This window comes from Legionella israelensis, assembly GCF_004571175.1.
GTDB classification, from domain to species: Bacteria; Pseudomonadota; Gammaproteobacteria; order Legionellales; family Legionellaceae; genus Legionella_D; species Legionella_D israelensis.
Genome location: NZ_CP038273.1, coordinates 3,164,631 through 3,177,521, shown reverse-complemented (window position 1 = coordinate 3,177,521; position 12,891 = coordinate 3,164,631). Strand labels below are relative to the sequence as shown.

Sequence of the window (12,891 nt, the reverse complement as noted above, 5' to 3'; positions counted from 1 at the left end):
TTCACTGTTGATGGTCATGGTATTTTTATATTGTAGCATCAACTAACTCATTAAAAAATAAATAAAAATCCTTTACAGGGATCACAGGGCAAAATTGAATTGTCAAGTTTTTGTTAATTAATCTTTCCTGTAAGTAAATAAGCTGTAGGTGGAGAAACCGTAGTGATAATCTTCGAGTAAATTATTTAAGGCTAAAAGCAAAACCCATGGTTTATACATCATTATTTAGAAAGGTAAAAAAATTTCCTGAAGTAAACAAGGAGATTGAAGATTTATTATTTAAGGCTTATGAAGGGATAGCGGGTAATGAAGCTGCCTCAGCTCTTAAAATGAAGTTCGAAGATGAAAAGCGAAATAAAGAGGAATCTAATAAGGAATACACCTTTAATCAACAATTGCTAACCTTAAGTGGTTATCTTAATTCTATTAAAAATCAAAACTTTCATAATCTTATTCTTCTTCTTGCAGTGCGAATTGATCAGTTTGAAAGAGCTTATCAGGAAGCAGAAAATAAAGATTACGAGCAAAGACAAATCCTTGAGCAATACCAACAGTTTGCTAAAGTGCTGAAATATTCTTTAATAGGAAGAGATGAACAAGCAACAAGTCGTATTTCACATTATCTTAATGCTCCAAATTATTACCCGGTTGGTCCCACCGCTGAAATCCCCAAAAGCACGAAAAATAAAGCCATAGCTTATACAACGATTGGTATTGGTGCAAGTATAATATTAGGGCTGGTGGTCACCGCTATTTTCTGCCCTATCGCCGCAGCTGCTATACCTTTTGGATTTTTGATTATGGCCCTTGCCATTGCTTATCTTCGCTCAGCAAATGATTTGGATGCCGAGAAGATTAAACAAAGCGAAATTGGTATTTTTGAAAATGCAGTCAACCTTTCAAAATCAAAAAATGAAAAATACGAATATCCTTTTAAATATGAACATCAAAAGGAATACAGCGAAGAAAATAGTGAACATCTAAAAATTGCATAGCTACTCATCATTAAGCCACGGCCGACAAAAGCTCGGTGTGGCTTCTTATTATTCATTTTCATTCCTTATAGAACCCCGTTCGGGAGTTTTAAATAAAATCAAGCAAGGCGCAGTACTAGCAGCGCTAATGCGAGCATTTTTGTTTGATTTTAACGAAGTGGTCGTTGATTTGTCGCGGTTTATAAACATAAAAATTCCGAACTGAGATTTTATATAAATCAAGCAAATATCAATCTATCAACACATGATAATTTCTTTAATATCCGTTATGATTACATTTTTTTATAATCAGGAGCCGTTTTATGAAAGTGGGTCATGACAGCTTAGCGACACAAAGCCAATTAAACGTCGATGGCAAAACCTATCATTACTACAGCTTGAAAGAAGCCGAAAAAAAACATTTCCCAGGGATAAATCGACTGCCCTATTCACTTAAAGTCCTTTTTGAAAATTTATTGCGTTTTGAGGATGATAATACCGTTACCAAAGAAGATATCAAAGCCATAGCCGACTGGCTTGAGAGCAAAACCTCACAACATGAAATTGCCTATCGTCCCACTCGCGTTTTAATGCAGGACTTTACAGGGGTTCCAGCTGTAGTGGATCTTGCTGCGATGAGGACTGCCATGGAAAAAAAGGGTGGCAACCCTGATAAAATTTCTCCTTTATCACCGGTTGATTTGGTGATTGACCATTCGGTCATGGTGGATAAGTTTGCCAGTTCTGACGCCCTTGAGATCAACACGGAGCATGAAATTCAACGAAATCGAGAACGCTATGAATTTCTGCGCTGGGGTCAAAAAGCCTTCGACAATTTTCAAGTGGTCCCCCCAGGCACAGGAATCTGTCATCAGGTGAACCTGGAATATCTGGGTAAAACGGTCTGGAGCAGCGAATATAACGGCAAATATTATGCCTTTCCGGATACCCTGGTTGGCACTGACTCTCATACGACCATGATCAATGGCCTGGGTATTCTTGGCTGGGGTGTCGGTGGTATTGAAGCAGAAGCTGCCATGCTGGGACAACCGGTTTCCATGTTAATTCCTGAAGTCATTGGCTTTAAATTGACCGGCAAGCTTAAAGAAGGCATTACGGCCACTGATCTGGTCTTAACGGTAACTCAGATGCTGCGTCAAAAAGGCGTGGTGGGTAAGTTTGTCGAATTTTATGGCCCAGGGCTTGCAGAACTCCCTTTAGCAGACAGAGCGACGATTTCCAATATGGCTCCTGAATACGGCGCTACCTGCGGTTTTTTCCCTGTGGATAAAGAAACGCTTCGATACATGAAACTGACTGGACGAGACGAGCATGCCATTGCTCTGGTTGAAGCCTATTGCCAGGCCCAGGGGATGTGGTATGACTCGAATACTGAAGAACCTGTATTCACTGATACGTTAAGCCTCGATTTAAGTACGGTAGAACCTTCTCTTGCAGGACCCAAGCGCCCCCAGGATAAAGTAAATTTATCAACCCTGCCGCAGGAATTTTCTAAATTTCTTACCGAGGCAGGTAAAGCCAGCGAGAAAGAAAAATCATTTCCTGTCAAAGGCGAAGACTTTCAAATGCAACATGGGCATGTAGTAATAGCTGCCATTACCAGTTGCACCAATACCTCCAATCCAAGTGTGCTTATGGCCGCAGGTCTCGTGGCCAAAAAAGCGATAGAAAAAGGATTGAAACGCAAGCCTTGGGTAAAGTCATCCCTTGCTCCAGGTTCTAAAGTGGTTACCGATTATTTAAAGCATGCCGGGTTACAAAATTATCTGGATCAACTTGGATTTAATCTGGTGGGATATGGCTGTACGACCTGTATAGGCAATTCAGGACCTCTGCCTGAGCCCATCGCAGAATGTATCAACGAAAATGATTTGATTGTCTCTTCTGTTCTTTCGGGAAACCGTAATTTTGAAGGTCGGGTGCATCCACAGGTACGCACAAACTGGCTAGCCTCTCCTCCTCTTGTAGTGGCTTATGCTCTAAGCGGCACAACCTGCATTGATTTAAGTAAAGATGCCATTGGAGAAGACAAAGATGGTCATCCGGTTTATCTTAAAGACATCTGGCCAAGCAATGCAGAAGTGGCGGCAGAAGTCAGTAAAGTTTCCGGTAGCATGTTTCGCAAGGAATATGCCGATGTCTTTAAAGGAGATGCACACTGGCAGGCTATCAAAACCAGCGGGGGCAAAACCTATCATTGGGATGCCAGTTCCACCTATATTCAACACCCGCCTTATTTTGAGGGACTGAGTACCAGACCACAGCCTATAAAACCAGTGAAAGAGGCTCACATTCTCGCTCTTTTGGGAGATTCCATTACCACAGATCATATATCACCAGCGGGATCCATCAAAGCTAGTTCTCCAGCAGGAGAGTATTTAAAACACAAAGGTGTAGAGGAAAAGGATTTCAATTCCTATGGTTCACGACGAGGAAATCACGAAGTCATGATGCGTGGAACCTTTGCCAATATCCGTATTCGTAATGAAATGACACCCGGCGTAGAAGGTGGCGTGACGCGTTACGTGCCGAATGGCAAAATCATGCCCATTTACGATGCTGCCATGCTTTATCAAAAGAGCCAGCAACAGTTAGTCATCATTGCTGGCAAAGAATACGGTACCGGTTCTTCTCGTGACTGGGCGGCAAAGGGAACCAATTTGTTAGGCGTTAAAGCTGTCATTGCCGAAAGTTTCGAGCGTATTCATCGTTCAAACCTCATTGGCATGGGTGTTTTGCCTTTGCAATTTGCTGATGGCGAATCAAGAAAAACCTTAAATCTCACTGGCAAAGAGCGTATCAGTATTGATATCGATGATTCCCTGAAGCCTGCCTCATTGCTCACTGTCCACATTGAGCGGGAAAATGGCAACACTGAAAAGACCACTGTATTGTGTCGCATTGATACTGCCAATGAGCTGGAATATTATCGAAATGGAGGTATCCTACATTACGTATTGCGAAATTTACTGGCTTAACAACCCTTTTACTCTCGTTCCAGCACCCTAATATCCAGCGGTATACTCATCTACCGCTGGCTTTAGGCACTTATTAGGTGAACGTGACTTGCCAGCATTATCTTTGCTTTATACATAATCTCATTGCTTTTATTTACCTAACCTGATAGATTTTGCCCTTTTACAGAGCAGATAAAAAGGATATATGAACTATTTTTCCAACCTTCTGTTTTTTAAAGTTGTTGCTTTCATCCAACAAATGATATTGTTTTTCTGTTTATCAAAATTAAAGGCTTAAAGATGCAGCAGTCCAAAAAGGTTTTAAGCGTCTTTTCCCTGGTCATGATCAATGTAATCGCAGTGGACAGCCTGCGTACCTTACCTATTAGTGCCAAGCTTGGTCTGTCTTTAATTTCCTATTATCTTATTGCTGCCATCGTTTTTTTTATACCCGTGGCACTGGTCGCGGCAGAACTGGCTACTGCTTATCCAAACACCGGTGGACTCTACGTATGGGTACGTGAGGCCTTTGGCCGTAAAGCAGGTTTTATCACCATCTGGCTCCAGTGGATTTACAATGTGGTCTGGTATCCGACAATGATGGCTTTTATTGCCGTAACACTTTCCTATTTAATTGCTCCTCAATATAGCTCCAACAAATTCTTTCTTCTCGCTACATCTTTAATTTTATTCTGGATATTTACCCTTTTGAATTGTTTTGGTATGAAACTTTCCAGCATCGTCAGTACCATCGGTGCCATCATCGGTACCATTATTCCTATGATCGGAATCGTTATTTTTGGAATGATTTGGCTACTGCAAGGCAAAGTCGTCTCTATCAGCCCTACCGCCAGCTGGTTACCGGATTTCAGTTCTTTTGGCAACCTGTCTCTTTTTTCTGTCATTTTATTTGGTTTAATTGGCATGGAGATGTCAGCTGTACATGCAGAGGAAGTACACAACCCTCAGCGTGATTATCCCCGCGCTTTATTTTTTTCTACACTCATCATTATTTCTACTCTCGTTTTAGGTTCTCTCGCTATTGTATTTGTCGTACCTAATAAAGAGCTCTCAGTAGTATCCGGTTTAATCGATGCATACGATATCTTTTTTAAATCCTATCACATGCCATGGATGACACCACTATTAGCCGTCCTCATTATCCTTGGTGGCTTGAGCGGCGTATCCACCTGGATCATTGGCCCAACGAAAGGATTATTAGTATCGGCAAGAGACGGTTCAATTCCCCATTGGTTTGCAAAAATCAATAAATATGGCGCACCAACCACTATATTATTTACACAGGCCATTATTTTTTCCCTGCTCAGCTCAACTTTCATGCTTCTGGATTCAATTAATGAAGCCTATTGGCTTTTGAGCGATTTAAGTGCTCAAATGGCTTTACTCGTCTATATTTTCATGTTTGCAGCGGCTGTGAAACTACGTTATTCACAACCTGATCGACCCCGCGCCTATAAAATTCCTGGTGGTAATCTCGTAATGTGGATTATCAGCATGTTGGGAATTCTTTGCTGTATAGCCGCGATGGCTATTGGGTTTGTACCACCTTCACAAATTCCTGTTGGCAATGTTTTTGTTTTTGAATGTTTTCTTGTATTTGGTCTTGTGCTGTTTGTTTTTTTGCCCTGGTTGATGGCAAAGAAAGATAATTAATTCCTCTTACAATGAGCAATATTATGCAGTTAGATCAGCTTCCATGTTGAAGTTTTTCTAACGGTCAGATTATCGTTCAAGATCGGCCAAATACGACTGTTCAAGGCAAAAGATTGATCTCTTACAGAAAATCAGATTCACTTAGTTGCTTCATAATCCTGGCTGTCACTCCCCAGATGAAGTGTTCGCTTGCTGTAAAAACAAGAGTAGAAAAAACAAAACCATCTTTTTTCATTTTTCTTTCTGTATAGTTTTTTTGATTTATAACCCGTTCCAGCGGTATCTTGATCAATTCAGATACCTCATCTTTATTCATTTCATAGGGTTCGATGGATTCAATTCTGGCAAGCCAAGGAGAAACTACAGCAAGAAATAACGTTTTATCTTTTTCCAACTCACAGACGAACGTTACTCTGGACGGTTGTATACCCAATTCTTCTTCCAGCTCCCTTAAAGCTGTGGCATAAAGGTTTTCATCCTTACTTTCTCTCAGGCCGCCGGGAAAGCAGACATGGCCAGGTTGAATACGCAAATTCATGCTCCTGCGTGTCAGGATAAGACAGTCTGAACTCTGCTCATGTAAAACAATGACAGCCGATTCCGTCCGGTAAGCAGGTATTCTGTTAAAGTCCATGGATAATTGCCGAAATTTTAGTGAAACCTTCAAAGTATTCGCTTAACCAGTCGGAGTCAATAACTATTCCCCCACCTGTGGATAAAGAAAGCATTTTATCTTTTTCCGTGACTGTACGGATAGCCACACTGGAATCAAAACGTCCATGAGCAGAAAAATAGACAACAGAACCACAATAGATGCCGCGCGCATATTGTTCCTCCTCATTAATAATACGCATGGCTTCATGCTTGGGCGCACCTGTAATTGAACCTGATGGAAAACAGGACATAAATGCCTGTATTGCATGAATGGAAGGCAAGCATTGTGCACGAATATCACTCACCAAATGATGAACGCCATTAAAACTTTGTACCTCGCATAAAGAAGAAACATGAACGGAGCCAGGTTCTGCAATTTTACCTAAATCATTGCGTAACAGATCCACAATCATTACATTCTCAGCACGGTTTTTAGGGCATTGTTGCAGTTGCTCTTTTAAAAATTCATCCTCGTTTTTGCTGTCAGACCGTTTAACGGTACCTTTGATGGGAGAGGTTAACAAATCTCCCTTATTCATCAGTAAATAACGCTCAGGAGAAAAACTTAAAATATTAAATTTATCCATTTTCAGATAAGCGCTGAAAGGAACCGGATTCCTGCTGCATACTTGATCATACATCACCCAGGAATCACCCTGGAAAGAAGTGGTAAAAGGCTGAGTATAATTCACCTGATAACTTCTTCCTTTTCTGATGTTCTCATGAATACTATCAAAAGCCTTTTTATAAGACTCTTTTGAAACCAAAGGTTGAAAATCGCGCTCAAGATAAAACTCACAGGAGGGGCTTTGATTTTTCTCCCACAGAGTCAGCACTTCATCAATAATGTGAGCGGTTTCTGCCTGACGATGCGCGGCAAAAAGAAAGACCTGTTTTAAATGATGATCAGTGATGATAGCCCAGTCATATAATCCGAAGTCCAACAGAGGGGTAGCAAAAACAGGTTTGAGCATTGATGGTATATCTTCCAATCTTAGGCCAAAATCATAGGATACATACCCTATAGCGCCTCCTTGAAAAGGAACATCCACCGGCAATAATTGCTGAGGTAGCAGTTCATGCAATCGACTCAAAAATTCATTCGTGTCCTGATGCTCTTCAAACTCTATTCTCTGGTAAGGACAAGCGCTGACAATATCATATCGTCCCCTGAGTGCATCACTGCTTTCCAATAATACAAAACCGGGCAAATGTTTTAATCGGCTGTAAAATGGGCGCATGTTGCCAGCGTAATGAAGAGGAATCAAACTAAAAGTATTCATAATTATGACTATTCTTTACTCAAAAGGGAGGTTATTATACAATTTGTCCTTTGTATACAAAGAGGCACTCGAATGTACGTCTATTTTAATAAAATTAAATATCAAGGAAAGCCTTTACTTTGGAAAGTGGATAAAGAAAATAATACAGCCATCTGTATGTATGAGTGCCACCGAGAAAACAAACCTCTTGATTCAAAAAAAGTTAACGCAGCCTTAAAAGATATTATAGGAATTGACTCAAGCGACTCATCGGCCAAAATCAGCGATTATCAAAAATTTCTAAAAAAACATTCTGCTCAAGAGGCAAACCAAATAAGACGATCCAGTTCTGCACCCAAAATTGTAGTGCCGCGACAATCTTCTCATGGAATGTTTAGTTCCAATTCCAATTCGCCATCAAAGAAACCCTCGTTAACAAGAACACTATCGACTCCACATTACCTTAAAACTTTCACTACAGATGAAACTCCCCAAAGTTTGTTCGAGATTGTAACACTCCCCTCCAAAGGTGAAACTACAGCTTATTATACATTAGCAGAAAACAGCACAAGAAGACTCAATGAGAGCCCAAAAGGTGTATTAGCGCCGATTGATATAAAAAATTTACTTGTACAGTTGCTAAGGGACGAATATTTACACCCTTTTCGTGTACGACAACTTGATCTGTTAAAGCAATTTTTTGATCAATATCTTGAACCCATTTACTCTGAATTAAAGAATGATTTAAAGGGTAAAGAAGCCATAGAGCTTTACCTCCAAAATGCCGTTCTTAATGGAGTTCGCCAGGTGTCGGTTAATAATCTGCTCACTGTTTTTAATGTACGAGGCCCACTTGTCCCTCATAATCAAAAACAGGTAATACAATTTGCCTACCAACAAAAACAGCTCATTGCGGATTTTATGATAATGTATCTTGAGTTTTTCATTCGTGATGATTTACAGGTGGAAGATATACTTAATGAGCAATTGGTTGAAAATAAAGAATTAATCACTTGGCTTAATGAGGTGAAAAAGAAATTTCTGCCACATCAAAAGGAATTAGCAAAACTTTTCAATACTTTAAAATTACTGACCGTCTATTTTGGAATAATTTCCTACGAACTCAGCACAGTGACTTCTGAAGATTGTAAAAAAAATTCCACCTACGACATCAGTGAATTGACAAAACAAATGGCGGAAAAATCCAACAACCCTCTATTAAGTTTTGTCTTAGGGATATTTGAAGAAGATTTTGCTCAAGAAATTTTGCAGCAATTACAAAAAAGCAAAGATAACACTAACAGTGGGCTTTTAAATACCACCTACCATTCCTTATCCGCTCTAATCGATGAGGCGCTTGAAAAAATATATAGCCCTGACAAACTGAAAAAAAAGGATATACTGCCAAATTTAAAAAAAGAACTTACAAAATCCGTTATTCAAGCCATCTATGCCATCACTAATGGTGATCGGCATTGTCCTGAGGCGCAATATATTACTACTTTAACCGATGACGATTTATATGTTCGCAGAGAATGGAAAGAAGAGCTAATGGATATTTTAGAGCACCAACTCCTGTCAAAATATGACAAGAAAAAAGAAAGCAGCATATCCAGCAAAGCCAATAAATACCTGGAAAAACTCATATCCTCATTTTTCAAAGAGAAAGTGGATCACTTGGTTAAAATGGAAATGCAGGCTGAAAAAAAGGAAAAACAGGAGAAAGAAGAACAATCACTTAAAATATTTGGTTAATTCTTTGCTATCCTTTTGTTTGCAGCCTCTAGGGCTGCTTTTTTTTATTCTTTAGCGTAATAGCTCAATCCATTATATTAACCCCAGTTCGAGGTTATGTTAAATAAATGAGCAAAGGAGAACCATTATTAACGAAGCATAAACAAAAATAGATCTGCTGGGGAATGGGAGCTATAAATGATGGCTTTTACTCTGGTTTTTATCAGCAATTATGAGTATCCTTAAGCATCATGTTGATAAGGAGATAAGCGATGACTACAGTTGCTCAGTTTGCCATAACTTACCAGCAATATCTTGATGAAAATGGTGAACTCAAGAACTCCTCTCTCGAATTGGCCAAAGACAAGGAAACCCTTTGCAAACTATACCGTACCATGGTCTGTACACGGATGTTCGATAAAAAAGCCATAGCATTGCAACGAACGGGGAAAATGGGAACGTATGCACCAATTAATGGACAGGAAGCCCTTTCCACTGCCATTGGACACGCTATGCAGCCGGAAGATGTTTTTATTCCTTATTATCGTGATTATGCAGCCCAATTTCAGCGCGGAGTAAAAATGTCAGAAATCCTTTCTTATTGGGGAGGTGATGAACGAGGCAGCAATTATGCCTGTGGTTCGGAAGATTTGCCAATATGTGTTCCCATTGCCTCTCAATGTCTCCATGCAACAGGTGTAGCTTTCGCCTTTAAATACCGTCAACAGGCACGCGTAGCCGTGGTTTGTGTTGGTGAAGGCGGCTCTTCTGAAGGTGATTTTTATGAAGCCTTGAATGTAGCTGGCGTCTGGAATTTACCGATCGTTTTTGTTGTAAATAACAACCACTGGGCCATTTCCGTCCCCAGAAATCAGCAAACATCCTGCCAAACCATAGCCCAAAAGGCCATTGCTGCAGGATTTACCGGCATACAGATCGATGGCAACGATATCCTGGCTGCCCGTCAGACGATAGGTGAAGCCATTGAAAAAGCCAGAAGAGGAGAAGGACCAACTCTCATCGAAGGTTTGACTTATCGCTTATGCGATCATACCACTGCTGACGATGCCACCCGTTATCAACCTTGCGAAGAAGTCGAAGCAGCAAAGCTTAAGGAACCGCTTCAGCGATTCAAACAATATCTAATCAGTCAATCTTATTGGTCTGAACAGGAAGAAGAACAGTTAATTAAAGAATGTACCAAAGACATTGATGAAGCCGTATCTGAATACCTTAATAGCATCAGACAACCTGTAAGCAGCATGTTTGATTATCATTATGCCGAACTGCCAGACTACTTGATTGAGCAACGAGCCATAGCCATGGAGGATGCAACAAATGCCTGATATTACTTTGGTTGAAGCCGTGACCCAGGCACTGGCTTATGAATTGGAGCAAGATGAAAACGTCATCGTTTTTGGGGAAGACGTAGGTAAGAACGGTGGAGTCTTTCGCGCAACTGCCGGATTACAGGAGCGTTTTGGGGAAAAAAGGGTCTTTGACTCTCCACTGGCTGAATCCATGATTGCAGGTCTAGCCGTAGGTATGTCGATCCAGGGTTTAAAACCTGTGGCTGAATTTCAGTTTATGGGATTTATATATCCAGCGATGAATCAAATTATCTCTCATGCAGCACGCATGCGCAATCGTACAAGAGGCCGTTTACATTGTCCCCTGGTTTTTAGAGCACCTTTTGGTGGGGGCATTCGTGCGCCTGAGCACCATTCAGAAAGCACAGAAGCCTTGTTTGCACATATTCCGGGATTGCAGGTTGTGATTCCTTCATCACCTAGGCGGGCGTATGGATTGCTGCTTGCTGCCATTCGTAATCCTGACCCTGTTATTTTTCTTGAGCCTAAACGCATTTACCGACTGGTAAAACAACCGGTAGCAGACGATGGTGAAGCGCTTCCCTTAGGACAATGTTTTACCCTGCAACAAGGCGAGGACGTTACTCTGGTTAGTTGGGGTGCAAGTCTTCACGAAACCCTGCAGGCAGCTAAACAATTAGGCGAGGAAGGAATTTCTTGTGAAGTCATTGATGTCGCAAGCATTAAGCCTCTTGACAGCGAAACCATTATTGCATCCGTTGAAAAAACCGGACGTTGTGTCATCATTCATGAAGGAGCAAAAACTTGTGGAGTAGGCGCCGAAATTTCCGCCCTTCTTATGGAAAACAGTCTGTCTGATTTATTGGCACCGATTCAGAGAGTAACAGGCTATGATGTGGTGATGCCTTATTTTCAACTGGAAAAACACTATATTCCCAGTGTTGAGCGAATTAAACAATCTGTAATGAATATAATGGAGTGAAAATGACTATTTTCAATTTACCTGATTTGGGTGAAGGACTGCCTGACGCTGAGATTCACGAATGGTTTGTTAAGGAAGGTGACATGGTAAAAACGGATCAGCCGCTGGTATCCATGGAAACTGCCAAAGCCGTTGTAGACGTACCCTGTCCGCAAGACGGTAAGATAACCAAATTGTATGGTAAACCTGGTGATGTCATTAAAACCGGCGAACCTCTCGTTGCCTTTGAATCTGCCAGTGAAAAACCAATGGATAAAGGCACTGTGGTAGGTAATCTCGAAGAAAGCACTGAAGTCAGTGAAGATCATTTCATCATTGGCAAAGCAGCTGGCAAACCATCGCGTCCCAAAGCAACACCCGCTGTTCGCATGCTGGCTAAAAAACTGGGTATTGATTTAAATAAAGTGAAAGGAACGGGTGAGCATGGCATTATCCTGCGCGAAGATGTAGAACAATTTGCCACTGACGAAACCCAGCTCCCAAAGGGCTATGAACCGCTTCGAGGTGTACGACGTGCCATGTTGAACAGTATGGTGCAATCACACAAGGAAATTGTACCCGTCAGCATCTTTGATGAGGCTGATATTGACTGTTGGAAAACAGGCACCGATATCACCGTAAGGCTAATACGAGCCATTATTGATGCTTGTCGCAAGGAGCCAGCTCTCAATGCCTGGTTTAGCACACAACACAGTGCCAGAAAATTAATGGATAAAGTTCATTTGGGTCTGGCAATGGACAGTGATGAAGGATTATTTGTGCCGGTCATCCATAATGTAAGTGATAAAACAGACACAGACTTAAGAAAAGAAATTGATGAGTTAAAAAAACAAGTCCAAAGCAGGCAGGTTGAACCGGAAAAACTTAAGGGAGCCACCATCAGCTTATCTAATTTTGGAAAATTTGCCGGTCGCTTTGCAAGCCCTATTATCGTACCTCCAATGGTTGCTATTCTGGGTGTTGGAAGATTATATCAGAGTGCTGTCAGCCATAATGGCAAAATTGAGAGTCACAAGGTATTGCCGCTTTCATTAAGTTTTGATCATCGTGCCGTTACCGGCGGTGAAGCTACGCGTTTTCTGGGGGCAATAATAGACTCATTACAGCAACCTTAATAAAGAATTAAAAACTGCTGTAAAATCAGCATGGCTGTCTGTCGATTTTAGCTATTTTTAAATACTTGACAGAGGGTTCTACATAAAACCGTATGGATGCCGCGGCAATCCGTAAAGTTGTATTTTTTCCCAAATCATTACATCGAATCCCCGCTACTTGATAGCGAGGTCTAACTAAAGTTTCGGA

Annotated in this window: 9 protein-coding genes; 7 read left to right on the top strand and 2 right to left on the bottom strand. The window is 41.0% G+C overall.

What is annotated here, in order from left to right:
• The first annotated feature begins 206 nt into the window (after positions 1-206).
• The 3 genes from E4T55_RS14685 to E4T55_RS14675 all read left to right on the top strand — a co-directional run bounded on the left by E4T55_RS14685 (position 207) and on the right by E4T55_RS14675 (position 5,626).
• On the top strand, positions 207-995 hold the full coding sequence (locus tag E4T55_RS14685; RefSeq protein ID WP_058502705.1) for a hypothetical protein: 789 nt from the start codon (positions 207-209) through the stop codon (positions 993-995).
• Between the two features lie 302 nt (positions 996-1,297).
• A complete protein-coding gene (acnA, locus tag E4T55_RS14680; RefSeq protein WP_058502706.1) occupies positions 1,298-3,973 on the top strand; it encodes an aconitate hydratase AcnA in 2,676 nt (891 codons plus the stop codon).
• A 279-nt stretch (positions 3,974-4,252) separates the two neighbouring features.
• Entirely contained in the window at positions 4,253-5,626 is a 1,374-nt protein-coding gene (locus E4T55_RS14675) for an amino acid permease (protein WP_058502707.1), read from the top strand.
• A 121-nt stretch (positions 5,627-5,747) separates the two neighbouring features.
• Here the strand turns inward: E4T55_RS14675 and E4T55_RS14670 are convergent, their stop codons facing one another.
• Both E4T55_RS14670 and pabB read right to left on the bottom strand, forming a co-directional pair.
• On the bottom strand, positions 5,748-6,260 hold the full coding sequence (locus tag E4T55_RS14670) for an NUDIX hydrolase (RefSeq protein WP_058502708.1): 513 nt from the start codon (positions 6,258-6,260) through the stop codon (positions 5,748-5,750).
• The gene (pabB, locus tag E4T55_RS14665; RefSeq protein WP_058502709.1) at positions 6,250-7,563 is read right to left on the bottom strand and encodes an aminodeoxychorismate synthase component I; all 1,314 of its coding nucleotides are present in this window, start codon (positions 7,561-7,563) and stop codon (positions 6,250-6,252) included. The genes E4T55_RS14670 and pabB overlap by 11 nt, the downstream gene beginning before the upstream one ends.
• A 72-nt stretch (positions 7,564-7,635) precedes the next feature.
• Here pabB and E4T55_RS14660 point away from each other — a divergent pair, with 72 nt between their 5' ends.
• The 4 genes from E4T55_RS14660 (at position 7,636) to E4T55_RS14645 (ending at position 12,704) form a co-directional block, all read left to right on the top strand.
• Complete coding sequence (locus tag E4T55_RS14660) at positions 7,636-9,297, top strand: hypothetical protein (protein WP_058502710.1); 1,662 nt, start codon at positions 7,636-7,638, stop codon at positions 9,295-9,297.
• A gap of 251 nt (positions 9,298-9,548) precedes the next feature.
• Complete coding sequence (gene pdhA, locus E4T55_RS14655; RefSeq protein WP_058502711.1) at positions 9,549-10,622, top strand: pyruvate dehydrogenase (acetyl-transferring) E1 component subunit alpha; 1,074 nt, start codon at positions 9,549-9,551, stop codon at positions 10,620-10,622.
• Positions 10,615-11,589 carry an alpha-ketoacid dehydrogenase subunit beta gene (locus E4T55_RS14650; protein ID WP_058502712.1) on the top strand — a complete coding sequence of 325 codons (975 nt, stop codon included), beginning with the start codon at positions 10,615-10,617 and terminating at the stop codon, positions 11,587-11,589. The genes pdhA and E4T55_RS14650 overlap by 8 nt, the downstream gene beginning before the upstream one ends.
• Before the next feature lie 2 nt (positions 11,590-11,591).
• Entirely contained in the window at positions 11,592-12,704 is a 1,113-nt protein-coding gene (locus E4T55_RS14645; RefSeq protein WP_058502713.1) for a dihydrolipoamide acetyltransferase family protein, read from the top strand.
• The last annotated feature ends 187 nt before the right edge of the window (positions 12,705-12,891 follow it).

Excerpts from the sequence above, each read along its gene's own strand:
- E4T55_RS14685 (WP_058502705.1), top strand. The coding sequence starts at position 207 with ATGGTTTATACATCATTATTTAGAAAGGTAAAAAAATTTCCTGAAGTA.
- acnA (WP_058502706.1), top strand. The coding sequence starts at position 1,298 with ATGAAAGTGGGTCATGACAGCTTAGCGACACAAAGCCAATTAAACGTC.
- E4T55_RS14675 (WP_058502707.1), top strand. The coding sequence starts at position 4,253 with ATGCAGCAGTCCAAAAAGGTTTTAAGCGTCTTTTCCCTGGTCATGATC.
- E4T55_RS14670 (WP_058502708.1), bottom strand. The coding sequence starts at position 6,260 with ATGGACTTTAACAGAATACCTGCTTACCGGACGGAATCGGCTGTCATT.
- pabB (WP_058502709.1), bottom strand. The coding sequence starts at position 7,563 with ATGAATACTTTTAGTTTGATTCCTCTTCATTACGCTGGCAACATGCGC.
- E4T55_RS14660 (WP_058502710.1), top strand. The coding sequence starts at position 7,636 with ATGTACGTCTATTTTAATAAAATTAAATATCAAGGAAAGCCTTTACTT.
- pdhA (WP_058502711.1), top strand. The coding sequence starts at position 9,549 with ATGACTACAGTTGCTCAGTTTGCCATAACTTACCAGCAATATCTTGAT.
- E4T55_RS14650 (WP_058502712.1), top strand. The coding sequence starts at position 10,615 with ATGCCTGATATTACTTTGGTTGAAGCCGTGACCCAGGCACTGGCTTAT.
- E4T55_RS14645 (WP_058502713.1), top strand. The coding sequence starts at position 11,592 with ATGACTATTTTCAATTTACCTGATTTGGGTGAAGGACTGCCTGACGCT.